We start from the raw sequence: 14,095 nt of genomic DNA on the forward strand, positions 1-14,095 counted from the left end.
ATAAGCACACTTTAGTTAGCCTAAGGTGTTTATTATTAAAAATGACGGCAAGTTATTGCATAATATTAAAATAAGTTAAGTAATAAATGAAAATATATAAAAACAAAAAAATCGTAGCGATAGGTGGCGGGCATGGCTTGGGAAGAGTTCTGGCAGCTTTAAATAAATTTGGCAACAATGCTACTGGGATTGTTACGACGACCGACAACGGCGGCTCTACTGGTCGTATCCGTTATTGTCAGGGCGGTATTGCTTGGGGTGACACGAGAAACTGCATCAATCAGCTGATTACTGAACCATCTGTTGAGTCGATGATGTTTGAGTATAGATTCAAAGGTTCTGGCGAATTAAATGGTCATAATTTGGGCAACCTCATGTTGGCTTCATTAGATAATTTATCCGTCAGGCCTCTAGAGGCGATACAGCTGATACGTAACATGCTGAAAGTCGATGTCAACATTATCCCTATGTCCGAACACCCATCTGATCTAAAAGCATTATCTGTTGATGGTAATTGGGTTCATGGTGAAACCAGTGTGGACGAGATGGAAACCGACCTTCTCAGACTGGATTTAGAACCAGAAGTACCTGCCACGAGTGAAGCCATTGCGGCCATTAACCATGCTGATTGCATCATACTTGGACCGGGCAGTTTCCTTACTAGCATTATGCCACCTCTGTTACTTTCCGAATTGGGACATGCCATATTAAAAAACACCGACGCGACATTGATCTATATCGAGAACCTATCACCAGAATATGGCCCTGCCGGACGAATGACTTTACGTCAAAAACTGGAGTGGTGCCAAAGGGCTTGTCGAGGCAGAAAAATAGATATTGTATTAGGTGATGTAGCACATCAAGATCTAGAAGACGAGTGGCATTGCGTCACTGTCGATCTTGCATCTCCGAATAGGGCTTGGCGACACGATAGAAACAAGTTGTCCAAAGCGATTGTCGAGCAACTTAAATAGCGCAACGCTAATTTAAAAACGTGTCCACTGCCACTTCGGCTCATTGACAATACTGGCATCCTCACTCATGAAAGTGCGAGGATGTCTTGAGCGGCCTGTGGCGTTATATTCTATATTAGTCACACCTTTACTTGGGCTGGTATAAGGCCCTATATGCGCGGATAGTCGCTTCAATGCTATCCAGTAGAGAATTACGATTTTCAACAGTGGAAACCTTCTCGCCGGCTTTGGCTTTGGCATCTATATGCAGCGCTTTTTTACACAAATCATCAGCACCGAAACTGGCTGCACTACTTTTCAATGCATGGCTAATATCACTTAACAAGCGCTCTAAGTTATCGCCATTTTCCGTTAGCGAAACGTGATAGCTGTTTAACTCACCCAAAAATATGTCCAACAATACAGGCAAGTTTTCTTGACCAATTTCGTTACACAAGTCTTCAATTTTGTTGGAGTTTAAATAAGTCGTCACCGTTTAAGGATCTCCTAACATTCCCTTCGTTACATGTAAAAAACAGGCGATTAGCTATGTCAATTTCATGCTCATGTTTTTCGTGTTCACATCATCGTTATTTTCTATAACCATGACTGTTTTTTCCTGTAAATAGTCGATGGGCTGACTTCTAATGCATGTGCTGCTTGGGGGATATTCCCACCGCAGGCTTGAATTGCTTGCTCTATCACATTTCTCTCAACCCGCCACAAAGGCGTGATGTCATCAGCAGATAACGATTGGAGACCCTCATGGGTGGAATCAATGTTGTTTGAACCAAATCTATCTTGCAATAATCCTTCCCTATTGTTTATTAAAGCAATTTTTGTGCTCATTTGGTTAATTGGTGGAGGAAGCATGTTTAATGTGATTTCCTTTCCATTATTTAATACAACAGCATTGCGTATTACATTTTGAAGCTGACGCACATTTCCAGGCCATTCATAGGAGATGAATCTGTCTATTACATCTTGCGCAAAACGAGTAAACGATTTTTCCTCTTCCAATGACATATAGCCCAAAAGCGAATAGGCTATCTCGACGACATCCTCCCCTCGGTCTCTTAATGGAGGCAAATGCAACGGAATAACATACAAGCGGTAATAAAGGTCCTCTCTAAAACGTCCTTGTTGTACCTCTTTCCAAGGGTCCCTATTGGTTGCACAAACGAAGCGTACATCAATACTCTTCATCTTAGAGGAGCCGACTTTTTGAAACGTACCCGTCTGTATAAAACGCAATAGTTTGGTCTGCAGATCCAAATCCATTTCACAAAGCTCATCCAAAAACAATGTTCCACCATCGGCAAGTTCTGCGGCGCCGTGTCGTTCAGTCGCCGCCCCCGTGAAAGCGCCTTTAACGTGACCAAACAGTTCACTTTCTATTAAGTCTTTCGGGATCGCGGCACAATTGATTGCTATGAATGGTTTGTCTCTTCGGCGGCTCGCAGCGTGTATCGCTTCAGCACAGACTTCTTTACCTGTACCGCTTTCACCCGTAATAAAGATACTCGCTTTGCTTGTTGCAGCGGAGTCGATCGTCTTATATACCGAAAGCATATTGTGACTACTACCAATAAAGCCTTGATAGTTATTCAAGCTGCTAACGCTTGCTCCTTGCTCGCCTTCACCACCTTTGATTTTGCTGGCTCGGCGTATGGCATTATTTACCGTAACCCTGAGCCTATCCGCTTCACAAGGTTTGATTAAGAAGTCCTGAGCGCCATATCGCATTGCGTCTACGGCGGTATCAATCGAGCCATGAGCCGTCATAAAGATGATAGGGACTTCTGGGTACAATGCTTTTACTGAGTGAAGCACATCCATACCTGTCATATCGGGTAGGCGCAAATCTAAGAGGATGAGGTCTGGAATCCGGATGATCAGTGATTCTAACGCCTCTTTACCCGTACCAACAATTTCCACATCGATGCCGAGAGGTGTTAAAAAAGAACGATATAAAGCTGCAACTGAAGCGGTATCTTCAACCATAAGCAAATACTTAGCTGTCATACCAAGATCTGATTTTTTCATATCCAAGCCTTTAAACGATATTGTTTGATTTGAACGAGTCAAAAGAAAGTTGATTGCAATTTAGGAAAGAATCGCATTTCGCTTTGCAAAATGCAAATACCGACATCTACAGTACGAATAGACTCGAGATAACCCTTTATATCCCAGTGCTAATTAATTGGCACAATAAATGCTCTTATAACTATGACCTTAACGGGTCACCTAGCCAACTGACGTTGTTAGTGGACATGTTTTCCACAAAATGAAGCCAACCGGACATATTCCAGTTGGCTATTTTTTTGCCTAAATTTTCCCTTAACTAACTGTTTACAATAAACTGTTTTCTTAGCTTATCTATCCTGTCTCTCTTTTCAGCCGCTAATTCAAATTCCAAATCTTGAGCATGCTGATACATAGCCGCTTCCAATTTAATAATCTCTTTCTCTAATTGTTGCGGTGTAAATGCTTGATAATTTTGTGACGGCTCAGCAACTTTCGATAAAGGTACTTGTTTCGAGACTCTTTGATTACGGGTTTTAGCGATGTCGCCGATTTCCATAATATCTTTGATACTCTTTTTTAAAGCCTGAGGTACGATGCCATTTTTTTCATTGTGTTCTTGCTGTTTTCCCCTACGACGGTTGGTTTCATCCATTGCCTTTTTCATAGATTTGGTAATGGAGTTACCATATAAAATGGCTCTTCCTTCTAGGTTTCTCGCGGCACGGCCTATCGTCTGTATGAGCGATCTTTCTGACCTTAAGAATCCTTCCTTATCCGCATCAAGAATGGCCACAAGGGATACCTCTGGCATATCCAACCCTTCTCTCAACAGGTTAATTCCCACCAATACATCAAACTCGCCCAACCTCAAATCGCGGATAATCTCTACCCGTTCAACAGTATCAATATCAGAATGCAGGTAACGAACCTTTACACCGTGATCATGGAGATATTCTGTCAGATCTTCCGCCATTCTCTTCGTAAGTGTTGTCACTAAGACTCGCTCATTCTTTACTGACCTTATGCGGATCTCAGACAATAAATCATCAACCTGTGTTGTCACTGGACGCACTTCAATAACCGGGTCTAATAATCCAGTGGGGCGCACGACTTGATCCGCTATATCGGTACCTGATTTTTCAAGCTCATAATTACCCGGTGTTGCGGATACAAATATGGTCTGCGGAGCCAATGCTTCAAATTCATCAAACTTAAGTGGCCTATTATCGAGCGCGGAAGGAAGACGAAAGCCGAACTCAACCAAGGTCTCTTTTCGTGACCGATCCCCTTTAAACATTGCACCAATTTGAGAAACGGTCACGTGAGACTCATCGATGACCAATAGTCCATCACTGGGTAGATAGTCAAAAAGCGTCGGTGGCGGCTCTCCTTCCTCTCGACCACTGAGATATCTAGAGTAGTTTTCAATACCTGAACAGAATCCTAATTCGTTCATCATCTCCAAATCAAACTGCGTTCTTTGGGAGATCCGCTGCTCTTCCAATAGTTTATTATTTTCAAGTAAATAGGCCTTTCGACTCTTTAGTTCTACCTTTATATGTTCAATTGACTCTAATATTTTTTCTCTAGGAGTAACGTAGTGCGTTTTGGGATAAACAGTAAATCTAGGTAAGTCTCTCTGATTAATTGCACCTGTTAGTGGGTCAAACAAGCTTATACATTCTATCTCTTCATCGAACATCTCTATTCGTACCGCTTCCTGATCGGATTCTGCAGGGAAGACATCTATCACTTCACCTCGAACCCTAAACTGCCCACGTTCAAACGATACGTCATTTCGAGTGTATTGAAGCTCGGCTAGTCGTCGTATAACATCGCGTTGATTTAAATGGTCTCCGCGTCTTACATGTAGCATCATCTTTAGATACGAATCGGGATCACCTAATCCATAGATCGCAGATACAGAGGCAATGATAATGGCATCCTTCCGTTCTAGAAGTGCTTTGGTCGCGGATAACCTCATTTGTTCTATATGTGAATTTATTGAAGAATCTTTTTCAATAAAGGTATCTGTCGTTGGTACATAAGCCTCAGGCTGATAGTAGTCATAATAAGAAACAAAGTACTCTACGGCGTTATTAGGAAAAAAAGCTTTCATTTCCCCATAAAGCTGCGCGGCAAGTGTTTTATTAGGCGCAAGGATTATGGTGGGTCGCTTTGATTGTGCGATGACATTCGCCAACGTAAAGGTTTTTCCAGAGCCAGTGACACCTAACAATGTTTGATGTGCCAGCCCATTCTCCAGACCATCCAATAGTTTTACTATTGCGGTAGGTTGATCCCCGGACGGTTCGTAATCGGAAACTAGGTTGTATTCTTTGCTCATAATTATGTTCTTATTCTTTATGATTAATATGCGATGTTCTACATGTGAAGACAGCGTTAAGCATGATAACGAATTCTAAAATAAATTGCTTCGCATGATATCCAATCTACTGACGCAAAGATAACTTTTGTCACAGAGCCATCAATTGACGATCGGTTTAGCCCGAGTTCAGTTTAGTCGTTAGGACATAAATGTAATTAGATAAATAATGTGAAGTAAAACCGCATAAACAGTAGAATCTATTTCCAAAATTTGATAAAGTCCCTGCCCTTCTATAAATACAATCCTCAATTCCAATTATTTTTAATCCACTTGTTTTCCCCAATTTAGTGCTAATACGGTTCATTTTTGGTCAAAATTTAACTTATGCACAAGATGGGCAAATTACACGAATTAACGACAAGTAAAATAAAGTTTTTTATATCAATGAATTACACTGCAATCATATAGTATCTTTACTCTAAATAAATTCAGTGGGTTTTTATTCAAGTTTAACTCACACACTTATCCACAATTTTGGTGGATAAGTAAGTCGACGCTTTTATCGATGGGTAGTCTGAAAAAATCAATAGCAATTGCGAATTTTTTTTATAAAAAGATTCAACTTCTGTGTTGACACTTTTCGTCCATATCGCTAAGATTCGCAACTCAAATCGATTCCCCCTTAGTTCAGTTGGTAGAACGGCGGACTGTTAATCCGTATGTCGCAAGTTCAAGTCTTGCAGGGGGAGCCACATTTTAAAGCCACGTCTTAGACGTGGCTTTTTTCGTTTAAAATGACGATTCAAAACGCGTCCTACATGAGTACTCAACAGCCATTTTCCGGCCTAATTACAAATTCGAGATCAAAAAAACCGTGTATGGTGCTTAAAAACAACACTAATGATGAAAAACCCTAAGGATTCTCGGTTGTTATTAGCGCCTCAAAACGAGATAATATAACATTAAGGATTTCCTAATATGAATTATCATGACTGACTATTTACTGTTACTAGTCGGCACTGTGCTGGTTAACAACTTTGTGCTGGTTAAATTTCTGGGTTTATGCCCCTTTATGGGTGTTTCCAAAAAACTGGAAACCGCTATTGGTATGGGCTTAGCAACCACATTCGTACTGACGCTTGCGTCCGTTTGCGCTTACTTGGTCGAAACCTATATCCTGGCTCCGTTAGGAATAGAATATCTACGGACGATGAGCTTTATCCTGGTGATTGCGTTTGTCGTACAATTTACTGAGATGATTGTTCACAAAACCAGCCCAACACTATATCGATTACTCGGCATATTTTTGCCTCTCATTACTACAAACTGCGCGGTGTTAGGCGTCGCCTTGTTAAATATCAATGAGAATCATAATTTCATTGAATCCATTATTTACGGCTTCGGTGCCGCTGTTGGATTTTCTTTAGTTCTAGTTTTATTCGCCTCGATGCGCGAACGAATTGCAGCAGCTGATGTTCCTTCTCCATTTCAAGGTGCATCTATAGCTATGATAACCGCAGGGTTAATGTCTCTGGCATTTATGGGCTTTACTGGATTGGTGAAGTTGTAATGGTATCAATATTCGTTGCTATTCTCGCTATCGCTGTCCTCGCGGGCATATTTGGTGCTTTTCTAGGCTTCGCCTCTGTTCGTTTTAAGGTCGAAAGCGACCCAATTGTTGAACAAATAGACGCCATTTTACCACAAACTCAATGTGGGCAGTGCGGTTATCCGGGATGTAAGCCTTATGCAGAAGCGGTTGCCAACGGTGACAGTATCAGCAAGTGTACGCCAGGTGGACAAGCGGCTATCGAAAAAATAGCCGAGTTGATGGGTGTTGAACCAGAAACAGAAAACCAAGGCGATATCGAACCCATTAAAACCGTCGCGTACATACACGAAGATATGTGTATTGGATGCACAAAATGCATACAAGCTTGTCCCGTGGATGCCATTGTGGGGGGAACTAAAGCCTTACATACAGTAATAGAAAGTGAATGTACTGGATGCGACCTATGTGTAGCTCCATGCCCAACAGACTGCATAGAAATGATACCGATTGAAACCACCATGGCTAATTGGAAATGGAAATTAAATGCCATTCCAGCCGTAGATATAACAGATAAACCAGAAGCGCGAGTTAAATGAAAGATATGGTGCCTTTAGTTGAAAGAATTCGTCATGGTGATATCTGGGACTTTCCTGGTGGCATTCACCCACCAGAAAACAAAACTCAATCTACTCAGACGCCTGTTGATAAAGCACGTTTAGCACACGAATTTATATTACCCATCAAACAGCATATTGGCCGCCCCGGAGACCTCGCAGTAAAAGTAGGCGATAAAGTGTTAAAGGGTCAACAGCTGACTAAGTTTACCGACAGCTTTATGTTGCCTGTGCATGCACCTACATCGGGTGAAATTATTTCTATTGAGCCAAGACAAACAGCCCACCCTTCTGGTTTGACAGAAAACTGTTTTATATTAAAACCCGATGGCGAAGATAGATGGATACAAAAAAATCCATTAACCAACTTTAAATCAGAAACACCTGAACAACTTATAAACGTTATCCGACAATCTGGCGTTGCGGGGTTGGGTGGTGCAGGTTTTCCTACTGGTCATAAGATCCAATCTGGCGTAGCTAAAACCGAAATTCTTATTATCAATGCGGCAGAGTGTGAACCCTACATCACCGCAGATGATATGTTGATGCGAGAAAATGCGTCTGAGATTATTGAAGGTATTCAGGTGCTTGAGCACATTCTGAAGCCAGGTTTAATTATTATTGCCGTCGAGGACAATAAACCCGAAGCAATAAAAGCGCTAGAACATGCCGCGCTAAACAGAAACTTGGTAATACGCGGTATTCCGACTAAGTATCCTTCTGGCGGTGAAAAACAGCTAATAAAATTGTTGACCAATAAAGAGGTTCCAAAAAAAGGGATCCCCGCTGATATTGGTGTGTTGGTGCAAAATGTCGGGACTATTCATGCGATTAAAAAGGCGGTGATCGATGGAGAACCGCTAATTGAACGAATCGTAACATTAACAGGTAACACGTTCGCCCAACCTCAGAATATATGGGTGCGATTAGGTACACCCGTCCAAGCGTTATTAGACGAATATGGTTATACAGAAGAAACCAAATCACCTCGAATAATAATGGGTGGCCCTATGATGGGCTTTACTGTGCCGTCTGCGGCGGTACCTATTACCAAAACAACCAACTGTATTTTGGCACCAACAAAAAAAGAGATCGCACCCGAAAAAAATGAAATTGCTTGTATTCGGTGTGGACAGTGTGCTGAAGTTTGCCCTGCGTCTCTATTACCACAACAACTTTTTTGGTATTCAAAAGATAAAGATTTTGATAAATGTGAAGAGTTAAATCTATCTGACTGTATAGAGTGCGGCGCGTGCGCCTATGTCTGTCCAAGTGAAATACCATTGGTGCACTATTATCGCCAAGCAAAGGCTGAAATTCGTCTCAATAAAGAAGAAACTGAGTCGGCTGAAAGAGCCAAATTACGATTTGAAGAACGTAAAGCAAGGCTAGAGAGAGACAAGGAGCTAAGGGATAATCGCTTTAAAGAAGCCGCTAAAAATCGCCGCAAAGAAATGGAAAAGTCGAACAATAACGATAGTGATGCCGTTGCCGCCGCTATTGCTCGAGTTAAGGCGCAAAAATCAACCTTGCAAAGTGGCTCTGAAGTCAAACCAGCTGTCGCCGCGGCAATAGCGAGAGCAAAAGCAAAACAAGCCGAAGCGTTGAAATCCAACAGTGAGGCTCCTGATAACTCAGAAATGGCCAATTTACGCGAGGAGCGTAAACGCCTTGCCAGAGAACGAAAAGCAGAGAAAGACGCTATTCTATCGGCTAAGCCACCTACCGAGGACAGCCCATCCGAAGGCACAGTTAATAAAAATCCCGCCGTGGCCGCTGCCATTGCGCGCGCTAAGGCAAAAAAAGTCGCACAAACTGAAGCCGCAGGAGGTAACGAAACAACAACGTCACCGGCAGAGAGTGAGACGCCCCCTGTTGAGGACAAGAAAAAAGCCGCCGTGGTCGCTGCCATCGCGCGCGCTAAAGCAAAAAAAGTCGCACAAACTGAAGCCGCAGAAAGTAACGAAACGACAACGTCACCGGCAGAGAGTGAGACGCCCTCTGTTGAGGACAAGAAAAAAGCCGCCGTGGCCGCTGCCATCGCGCGCGCTAAAGCAAAAAAAGTCGCACAAACTGAAGCGGCAGGAAGTAACGAAACGATAACATCACCGGCAGAGAGTGAGACGCCCCCTGTTGAGGACAAGAAAAAAGCCGCCGTGGCCGCTGCCATTGCACGCGCTAAAGCAAAAAAAGTCGCACAAACTGAAGCGGCAGGAAGTAACGAAACGATAACGTCACCGGCAGAGAGTGAGACGCCCCCTGTTGAGGACAAGAAAAAAGCCGCCGTGGCCGCTGCCATTGCACGCGCTAAAGCAAAAAAAGCCGCGCAGGCTGCCGTTCAAAACGTTAAGGAGAAAGAGTAGTGGCCTTTTTTATTGCCAGCTCGCCCCACACCCATCGCAGTAAGAGCACGCAAGATCTCATGAAGTGGGTTGCTATTGCCGCAATACCCGGCTTATTGGCTCAAACCTATTTCTTCGGCTGGGGAACGTTAATTCAGTTATTGATTGCATTCGTTGTCGCCTTTTTATTAGAAAGCGCCGTCATGCTGTTTCGTAAACGTTCTCCGTTTAGCGCATTACGTGACTACAGTTTCATTGTTACCGCATGGCTATTAGCCGTTGCCATTCCTCCCCTTTCACCATGGTGGATGATGGTCATTGGGCTGTTTTTTGCCATTGTTGTTGCTAAGCAGCTGTACGGTGGTCTTGGGCAAAATCCTTTTAATCCAGCTATGATTGCCTACGTCGTTCTACTTATCTCATTTCCTTTACAAATGACAAGCTGGATAGCGCCTGATTCTCTAAACCCTTCTGATATTAGCTTATACGATTCATGGAAGTTGATCTTTACCGGCTTTAACGACGATGGTTTTTCTCTACAACAGGTCCGTGCAAGTATAGATGGCATAACAATGGCAACACCGCTTGATGCATTTAAAACGGCAGTAAGATCATCGATGCCTGTCAATGAAATTATGTCTCTGTCTCCGTTTTCCATCATTGCAGGAACGGGATGGGAATGGGTAAACATGGCCTATCTATTGGGTGGGATAGCGCTCGTAAAACAACGTATCATTCAGTGGTATATCCCTGCGGGGTTCTTACTAGGCCTTATTTTTATTAGTAGCGTTAGTTATCTCTTTTCTCCAAATACGGTAGCAAGCCCTCTTCTGCATCTATTTTCTGGTGCAACAATGCTTGGCGCATTTTTCATTGCAACGGATCCTGTTACGGCTTCAACTACCATCAAAGGACGATTGTTATTTGGTTTTTTCATTGGAACTTTAGTCTTTGTTATTAGAACTTGGGGCGGGTATCCAGACGGGGTTGCTTTTGCTGTGCTCATCGCGAATATGACGGTTCCTTTTATTGACCGTTATACAAAACCAAGAACCTATGGGCACTAAGGAAAAATATGTTAACCGCGATTAAAAACAACGGCGCGACATTAGCTATCTTTGCTTGCGCTTGCACAGGCCTCGTGGCTATTACTCATTACTTAACTGAAGATACCATCTTGCAGCAAGAGCGAGACCAGCTAAAATCGATACTTAACGAAGTGATACCGCATCAGATGCATGATAATGAACTTTATTCGGCTTGTACTTTAGTGCAGTCGATACAGCTCGGTAGTGATGAACCTTTACCCACTTACATTGCAACAAAAAATGGGCAACCAAGCGCCGTTGCAATGGAAGTTATCGCACCAGATGGCTATAACGGAAAAATTAAACTCATTGTCGGTATCGATTTTCAAGGTGTTGTGACGGGTACACGCGTACTGACTCATCGAGAAACACCCGGGTTAGGTGATAAAATTGACACGAGAATATCCAATTGGATCGACAGTTTCATAGGGAAACAAGTCACACAGGACAACCTTGATAGCTGGAAAGTGAAGAAAGATGGTGGTCAGTTTGATCAATTCACTGGTGCAACTATTACCCCTAGAGCCGTCGTAAAAGCAGTAAAACGAGGCGTTATATTCTACAATGAAAACCGCGACGCTTTACATTCTCAACCGCTAAATTGTGGAGAAGACAATGGGTGAACATAAAATACTGCTGCAAAATGGTTTATGGAAAAACAATCCAGTTTTAGTTCAGCTATTGGGTCTTTGCCCCTTGCTTGCAGTCTCATCTACTGTAACGAACGCATTAGGATTGGGTATCGCCACCACGCTTGTTCTTATCGGCTCCAATTTAATCGTATCGCTAGTACGTGATTATGTGGCGAAAGAGGTGCGTCTTCCTGTTTTTGTTATGATCATTGCAGCACTGGTGACCTGTGTGCAACTGCTCATGAATGCCTATGCCTACGGCTTATTCCTATCACTTGGTATCTTCATTCCTCTCATAGTGACCAACTGTATAATTATCGGTCGCGCTGAAGCTTACGCGGCAAAAAACGAACCACTACCTGCCGCTCTAGATGGGTTATGGATGGGTATTGGCATGACATCCGTGCTTGTTTTACTCGGCACGATACGCGAAGTAATAGGGAATGGTACCTTATTTGATGGTGCGGATTTATTACTTGGCAGTTGGGCAACCTCGCTACGAATTGAACTATTTCACGTTGAAAGTAACTTCTTATTAGCGATGTTGCCACCGGGTGCATTTATCGGTGTAGGATTCATTATCGCATTCAAAAACGTGATTGATTCACACATCACCGCTCGAAAACCAAAAGTAAAAAAACCTGTTATTGAACGGGTTAGAGTCACTAACTAACCTGAATTCGGGGTAAACGATGAACAATGCAAAACGGATTGTAATTCTTGAAAGATTACGAGACAACAACCCTAACCCTCAAACAGAGTTAAACTGGAATTCACCTTTTGAACTACTGATTGCGGTACTGCTCTCTGCTCAAGCGACGGATGTTAGTGTTAATAAAGCGACGAACAAGCTTTATCCAGTCGCTAACACGCCGAAAGCCATCCTTGATTTAGGTGTTGATGGTGTAAAAGAGTACATCAAGACCATTGGGTTATTTAATTCTAAGGCAGAGAATGTCATTAAGACCTGCCGTATTTTACTTGAAGAACACAACAGCGTGGTACCAGAGAGTAGAGAGCTTTTAGAAGCTCTACCTGGTGTGGGTAGAAAGACGGCCAATGTAGTATTAAATACCGCATTTGGTTGGCCGACAATTGCTGTTGATACACATATCTATCGAGTGTCCAATCGAACAAAGCTTGCGATGGGCAAAACCGTGGATAACGTAGAGCAAAAGCTTTTAAAGGTCATTCCAACTGAATTTAAACTCGATGTTCATCACTGGCTAATCTTGCATGGACGTTATACGTGCATCGCCAGAAAACCACGTTGTGGCAGCTGTATCATAGAAGATCTGTGTGAGTACGCCTCAAAAACAGAACTATAATGATAAACGAGTTAGAATATCGACTAATAACCTCAGCATAACTGGCTGCTAAATATAAAAACCGGGAGAAGTACAATGTCAAATGGTCGCGTGTTACACACAATGTTACGAGTCGGTGATTTAGACCGTTCTATCGAATTCTATACCAATGTGATGGGTATGAAGTTACTTAGAAAAAACGAGAACTCAGAATATAAATATACCTTAGCATTTGTCGGTTTCGGCGATGAGTCTCAGGGATCGGTGATTGAACTTACCTACAATTGGGGTACGACAGAATACGAAATGGGCAATGCCTTTGGTCATATCGCTATCGGTGTGGATGACATCTATACGACTTGCGATGCGATTAAAAACGCTGGCGGAAACATTACGCGTGAACCAGGACCCGTTAAAGGTGGTACAACACAAATCGCCTTCGTTAAAGATCCAGACAACTATATGATTGAGTTAATTCAGAATAAAGAAGCAAGCGAAGGTCTTGAAGGATAACCTTCGATTCTAATTGACTCTCGTTCTGGACGAACAACCAAGTTCACATCTAGAATCAGTTACCCGTTTCATTCTTTAACTATTGCCATTGTATTGTTCAATGGCAAAGTACCCTTCAATACTAACCAAATCGATTCAGGCCTCCGATAAAACGACACGTTTCAATGTGTGTGGGTGCAGTTTTATACACACCTCATTCCTTTTAAACGCAACGGTCGGATTGGCTAAACGTTCATCCTCTCCTTTAGGGCTAGAAATCTTGGTCGTTATTCCCAGCAGCCCCATTTTATCCCACATATCGTTCAATTTAGGAATGCGAAACTTTAGTTCTTCTAAGTACTCTTCTGCCGTCTTTGCTTCAGATGGAATAACAAACTCCATATGTTCCCATCCTTGCTCTGGATAGTGCTTACCTTTTGCTGGATAAGGTAATTCTAAGCATTCTACAGTCCAGTCTCGTACTGAAATAGATTGATTGAGTTCCAACACAATAATCGGTCGACCATTGATATACGCAGAAGAAATCACCTTACCAAATTCTAGCCACGCGTCATGAGCTTGCTCTGTTAGCTGGTAATCATTGATACGAAGAGCAATGTGATCGGCTTGATACGTTGTCAAATCAAGCCCAATGTCTTGCATCAATTTGATAATTTTATCTGAAAATTGTGGCACGTTTTTTAGCATCTGCTCAGGTGTTAACTCGCATTCAAACAACCGGTTAGTCATCTTGGGCT

Annotated in this window: 13 protein-coding genes and 1 tRNA gene; 10 read left to right on the top strand and 4 right to left on the bottom strand. The window is 42.6% G+C overall.

Going from position 1 to position 14,095, the window contains the following annotated elements; translation table 11 throughout:
* Window positions 1-86 precede the first annotated feature (86 nt).
* Complete coding sequence (gene yvcK / locus L3V77_RS11515; protein ID WP_275134293.1) at window positions 87-974, top strand: uridine diphosphate-N-acetylglucosamine-binding protein YvcK; 888 nt, start codon at window positions 87-89, stop codon at window positions 972-974.
* A gap of 127 nt (window positions 975-1,101) precedes the next feature.
* Here the strand turns inward: yvcK and L3V77_RS11520 are convergent, their stop codons facing one another.
* The 3 genes from L3V77_RS11520 to uvrB all read right to left on the bottom strand — a co-directional run bounded on the left by L3V77_RS11520 (window position 1,102) and on the right by uvrB (window position 5,328).
* Complete coding sequence (locus L3V77_RS11520; RefSeq protein WP_275134294.1) at window positions 1,102-1,446, bottom strand: Hpt domain-containing protein; 345 nt, start codon at window positions 1,444-1,446, stop codon at window positions 1,102-1,104.
* Between the two features lie 104 nt (window positions 1,447-1,550).
* Window positions 1,551-2,999, bottom strand: a complete 1,449-nt coding sequence (gene luxO, locus L3V77_RS11525) for a quorum-sensing sigma-54 dependent transcriptional regulator LuxO (protein ID WP_275134295.1) — start codon at window positions 2,997-2,999, stop codon at window positions 1,551-1,553.
* A gap of 298 nt (window positions 3,000-3,297) precedes the next feature.
* Window positions 3,298-5,328, bottom strand: a complete 2,031-nt coding sequence (uvrB, locus tag L3V77_RS11530; RefSeq protein WP_275134296.1) for an excinuclease ABC subunit UvrB — start codon at window positions 5,326-5,328, stop codon at window positions 3,298-3,300.
* A gap of 658 nt (window positions 5,329-5,986) precedes the next feature.
* On the opposite strand from uvrB, the gene L3V77_RS11535 reads away from it, so the two are divergent.
* The 9 genes from L3V77_RS11535 to gloA all read left to right on the top strand — a co-directional run bounded on the left by L3V77_RS11535 (window position 5,987) and on the right by gloA (window position 13,358).
* Window positions 5,987-6,062, top strand: a tRNA-Asn gene (locus tag L3V77_RS11535).
* A 236-nt stretch (window positions 6,063-6,298) separates the two neighbouring features.
* Window positions 6,299-6,880, top strand: a complete 582-nt coding sequence (gene rsxA / locus L3V77_RS11540; protein ID WP_195703822.1) for an electron transport complex subunit RsxA — start codon at window positions 6,299-6,301, stop codon at window positions 6,878-6,880.
* Window positions 6,880-7,458 carry an electron transport complex subunit RsxB gene (gene rsxB / locus L3V77_RS11545; RefSeq protein WP_275134297.1) on the top strand — a complete coding sequence of 193 codons (579 nt, stop codon included), beginning with the start codon at window positions 6,880-6,882 and terminating at the stop codon, window positions 7,456-7,458. Before rsxA ends, rsxB begins: the two co-directional genes overlap by 1 nt.
* 5 nt (window positions 7,459-7,463) lie before the next feature.
* Entirely contained in the window at window positions 7,464-9,839 is a 2,376-nt protein-coding gene (gene rsxC, locus L3V77_RS11550; protein ID WP_275136754.1) for an electron transport complex subunit RsxC, read from the top strand.
* The gene (gene rsxD / locus L3V77_RS11555; protein WP_275134298.1) at window positions 9,839-10,885 is read left to right on the top strand and encodes an electron transport complex subunit RsxD; all 1,047 of its coding nucleotides are present in this window, start codon (window positions 9,839-9,841) and stop codon (window positions 10,883-10,885) included. The genes rsxC and rsxD overlap by 1 nt, the downstream gene beginning before the upstream one ends.
* Window positions 10,886-10,893: 8 nt before the next feature.
* Window positions 10,894-11,529 carry an electron transport complex subunit RsxG gene (gene rsxG / locus L3V77_RS11560; RefSeq protein WP_275134299.1) on the top strand — a complete coding sequence of 212 codons (636 nt, stop codon included), beginning with the start codon at window positions 10,894-10,896 and terminating at the stop codon, window positions 11,527-11,529.
* Window positions 11,522-12,211, top strand: a complete 690-nt coding sequence (locus tag L3V77_RS11565; RefSeq protein ID WP_275134300.1) for an electron transport complex subunit E — start codon at window positions 11,522-11,524, stop codon at window positions 12,209-12,211. Before rsxG ends, L3V77_RS11565 begins: the two co-directional genes overlap by 8 nt.
* A gap of 19 nt (window positions 12,212-12,230) precedes the next feature.
* Complete coding sequence (nth, locus tag L3V77_RS11570) at window positions 12,231-12,866, top strand: endonuclease III (protein WP_275134301.1); 636 nt, start codon at window positions 12,231-12,233, stop codon at window positions 12,864-12,866.
* Between the two features lie 75 nt (window positions 12,867-12,941).
* Window positions 12,942-13,358, top strand: coding sequence for a lactoylglutathione lyase (gloA, locus tag L3V77_RS11575; protein WP_275134302.1), 417 nt, complete (start codon window positions 12,942-12,944; stop codon window positions 13,356-13,358).
* Window positions 13,359-13,493: 135 nt separating this feature from the next.
* Here gloA and L3V77_RS11580 read toward each other — a convergent pair whose 3' ends face one another.
* Window positions 13,494-14,087, bottom strand: a complete 594-nt coding sequence (locus tag L3V77_RS11580) for a VOC family protein (protein ID WP_275134303.1) — start codon at window positions 14,085-14,087, stop codon at window positions 13,494-13,496.
* Window positions 14,088-14,095 lie beyond the last annotated feature (8 nt).

This window comes from Vibrio sp. DW001 (genome assembly GCF_029016285.1).
Lineage (GTDB): Bacteria > Pseudomonadota > Gammaproteobacteria > Enterobacterales > Vibrionaceae > Vibrio.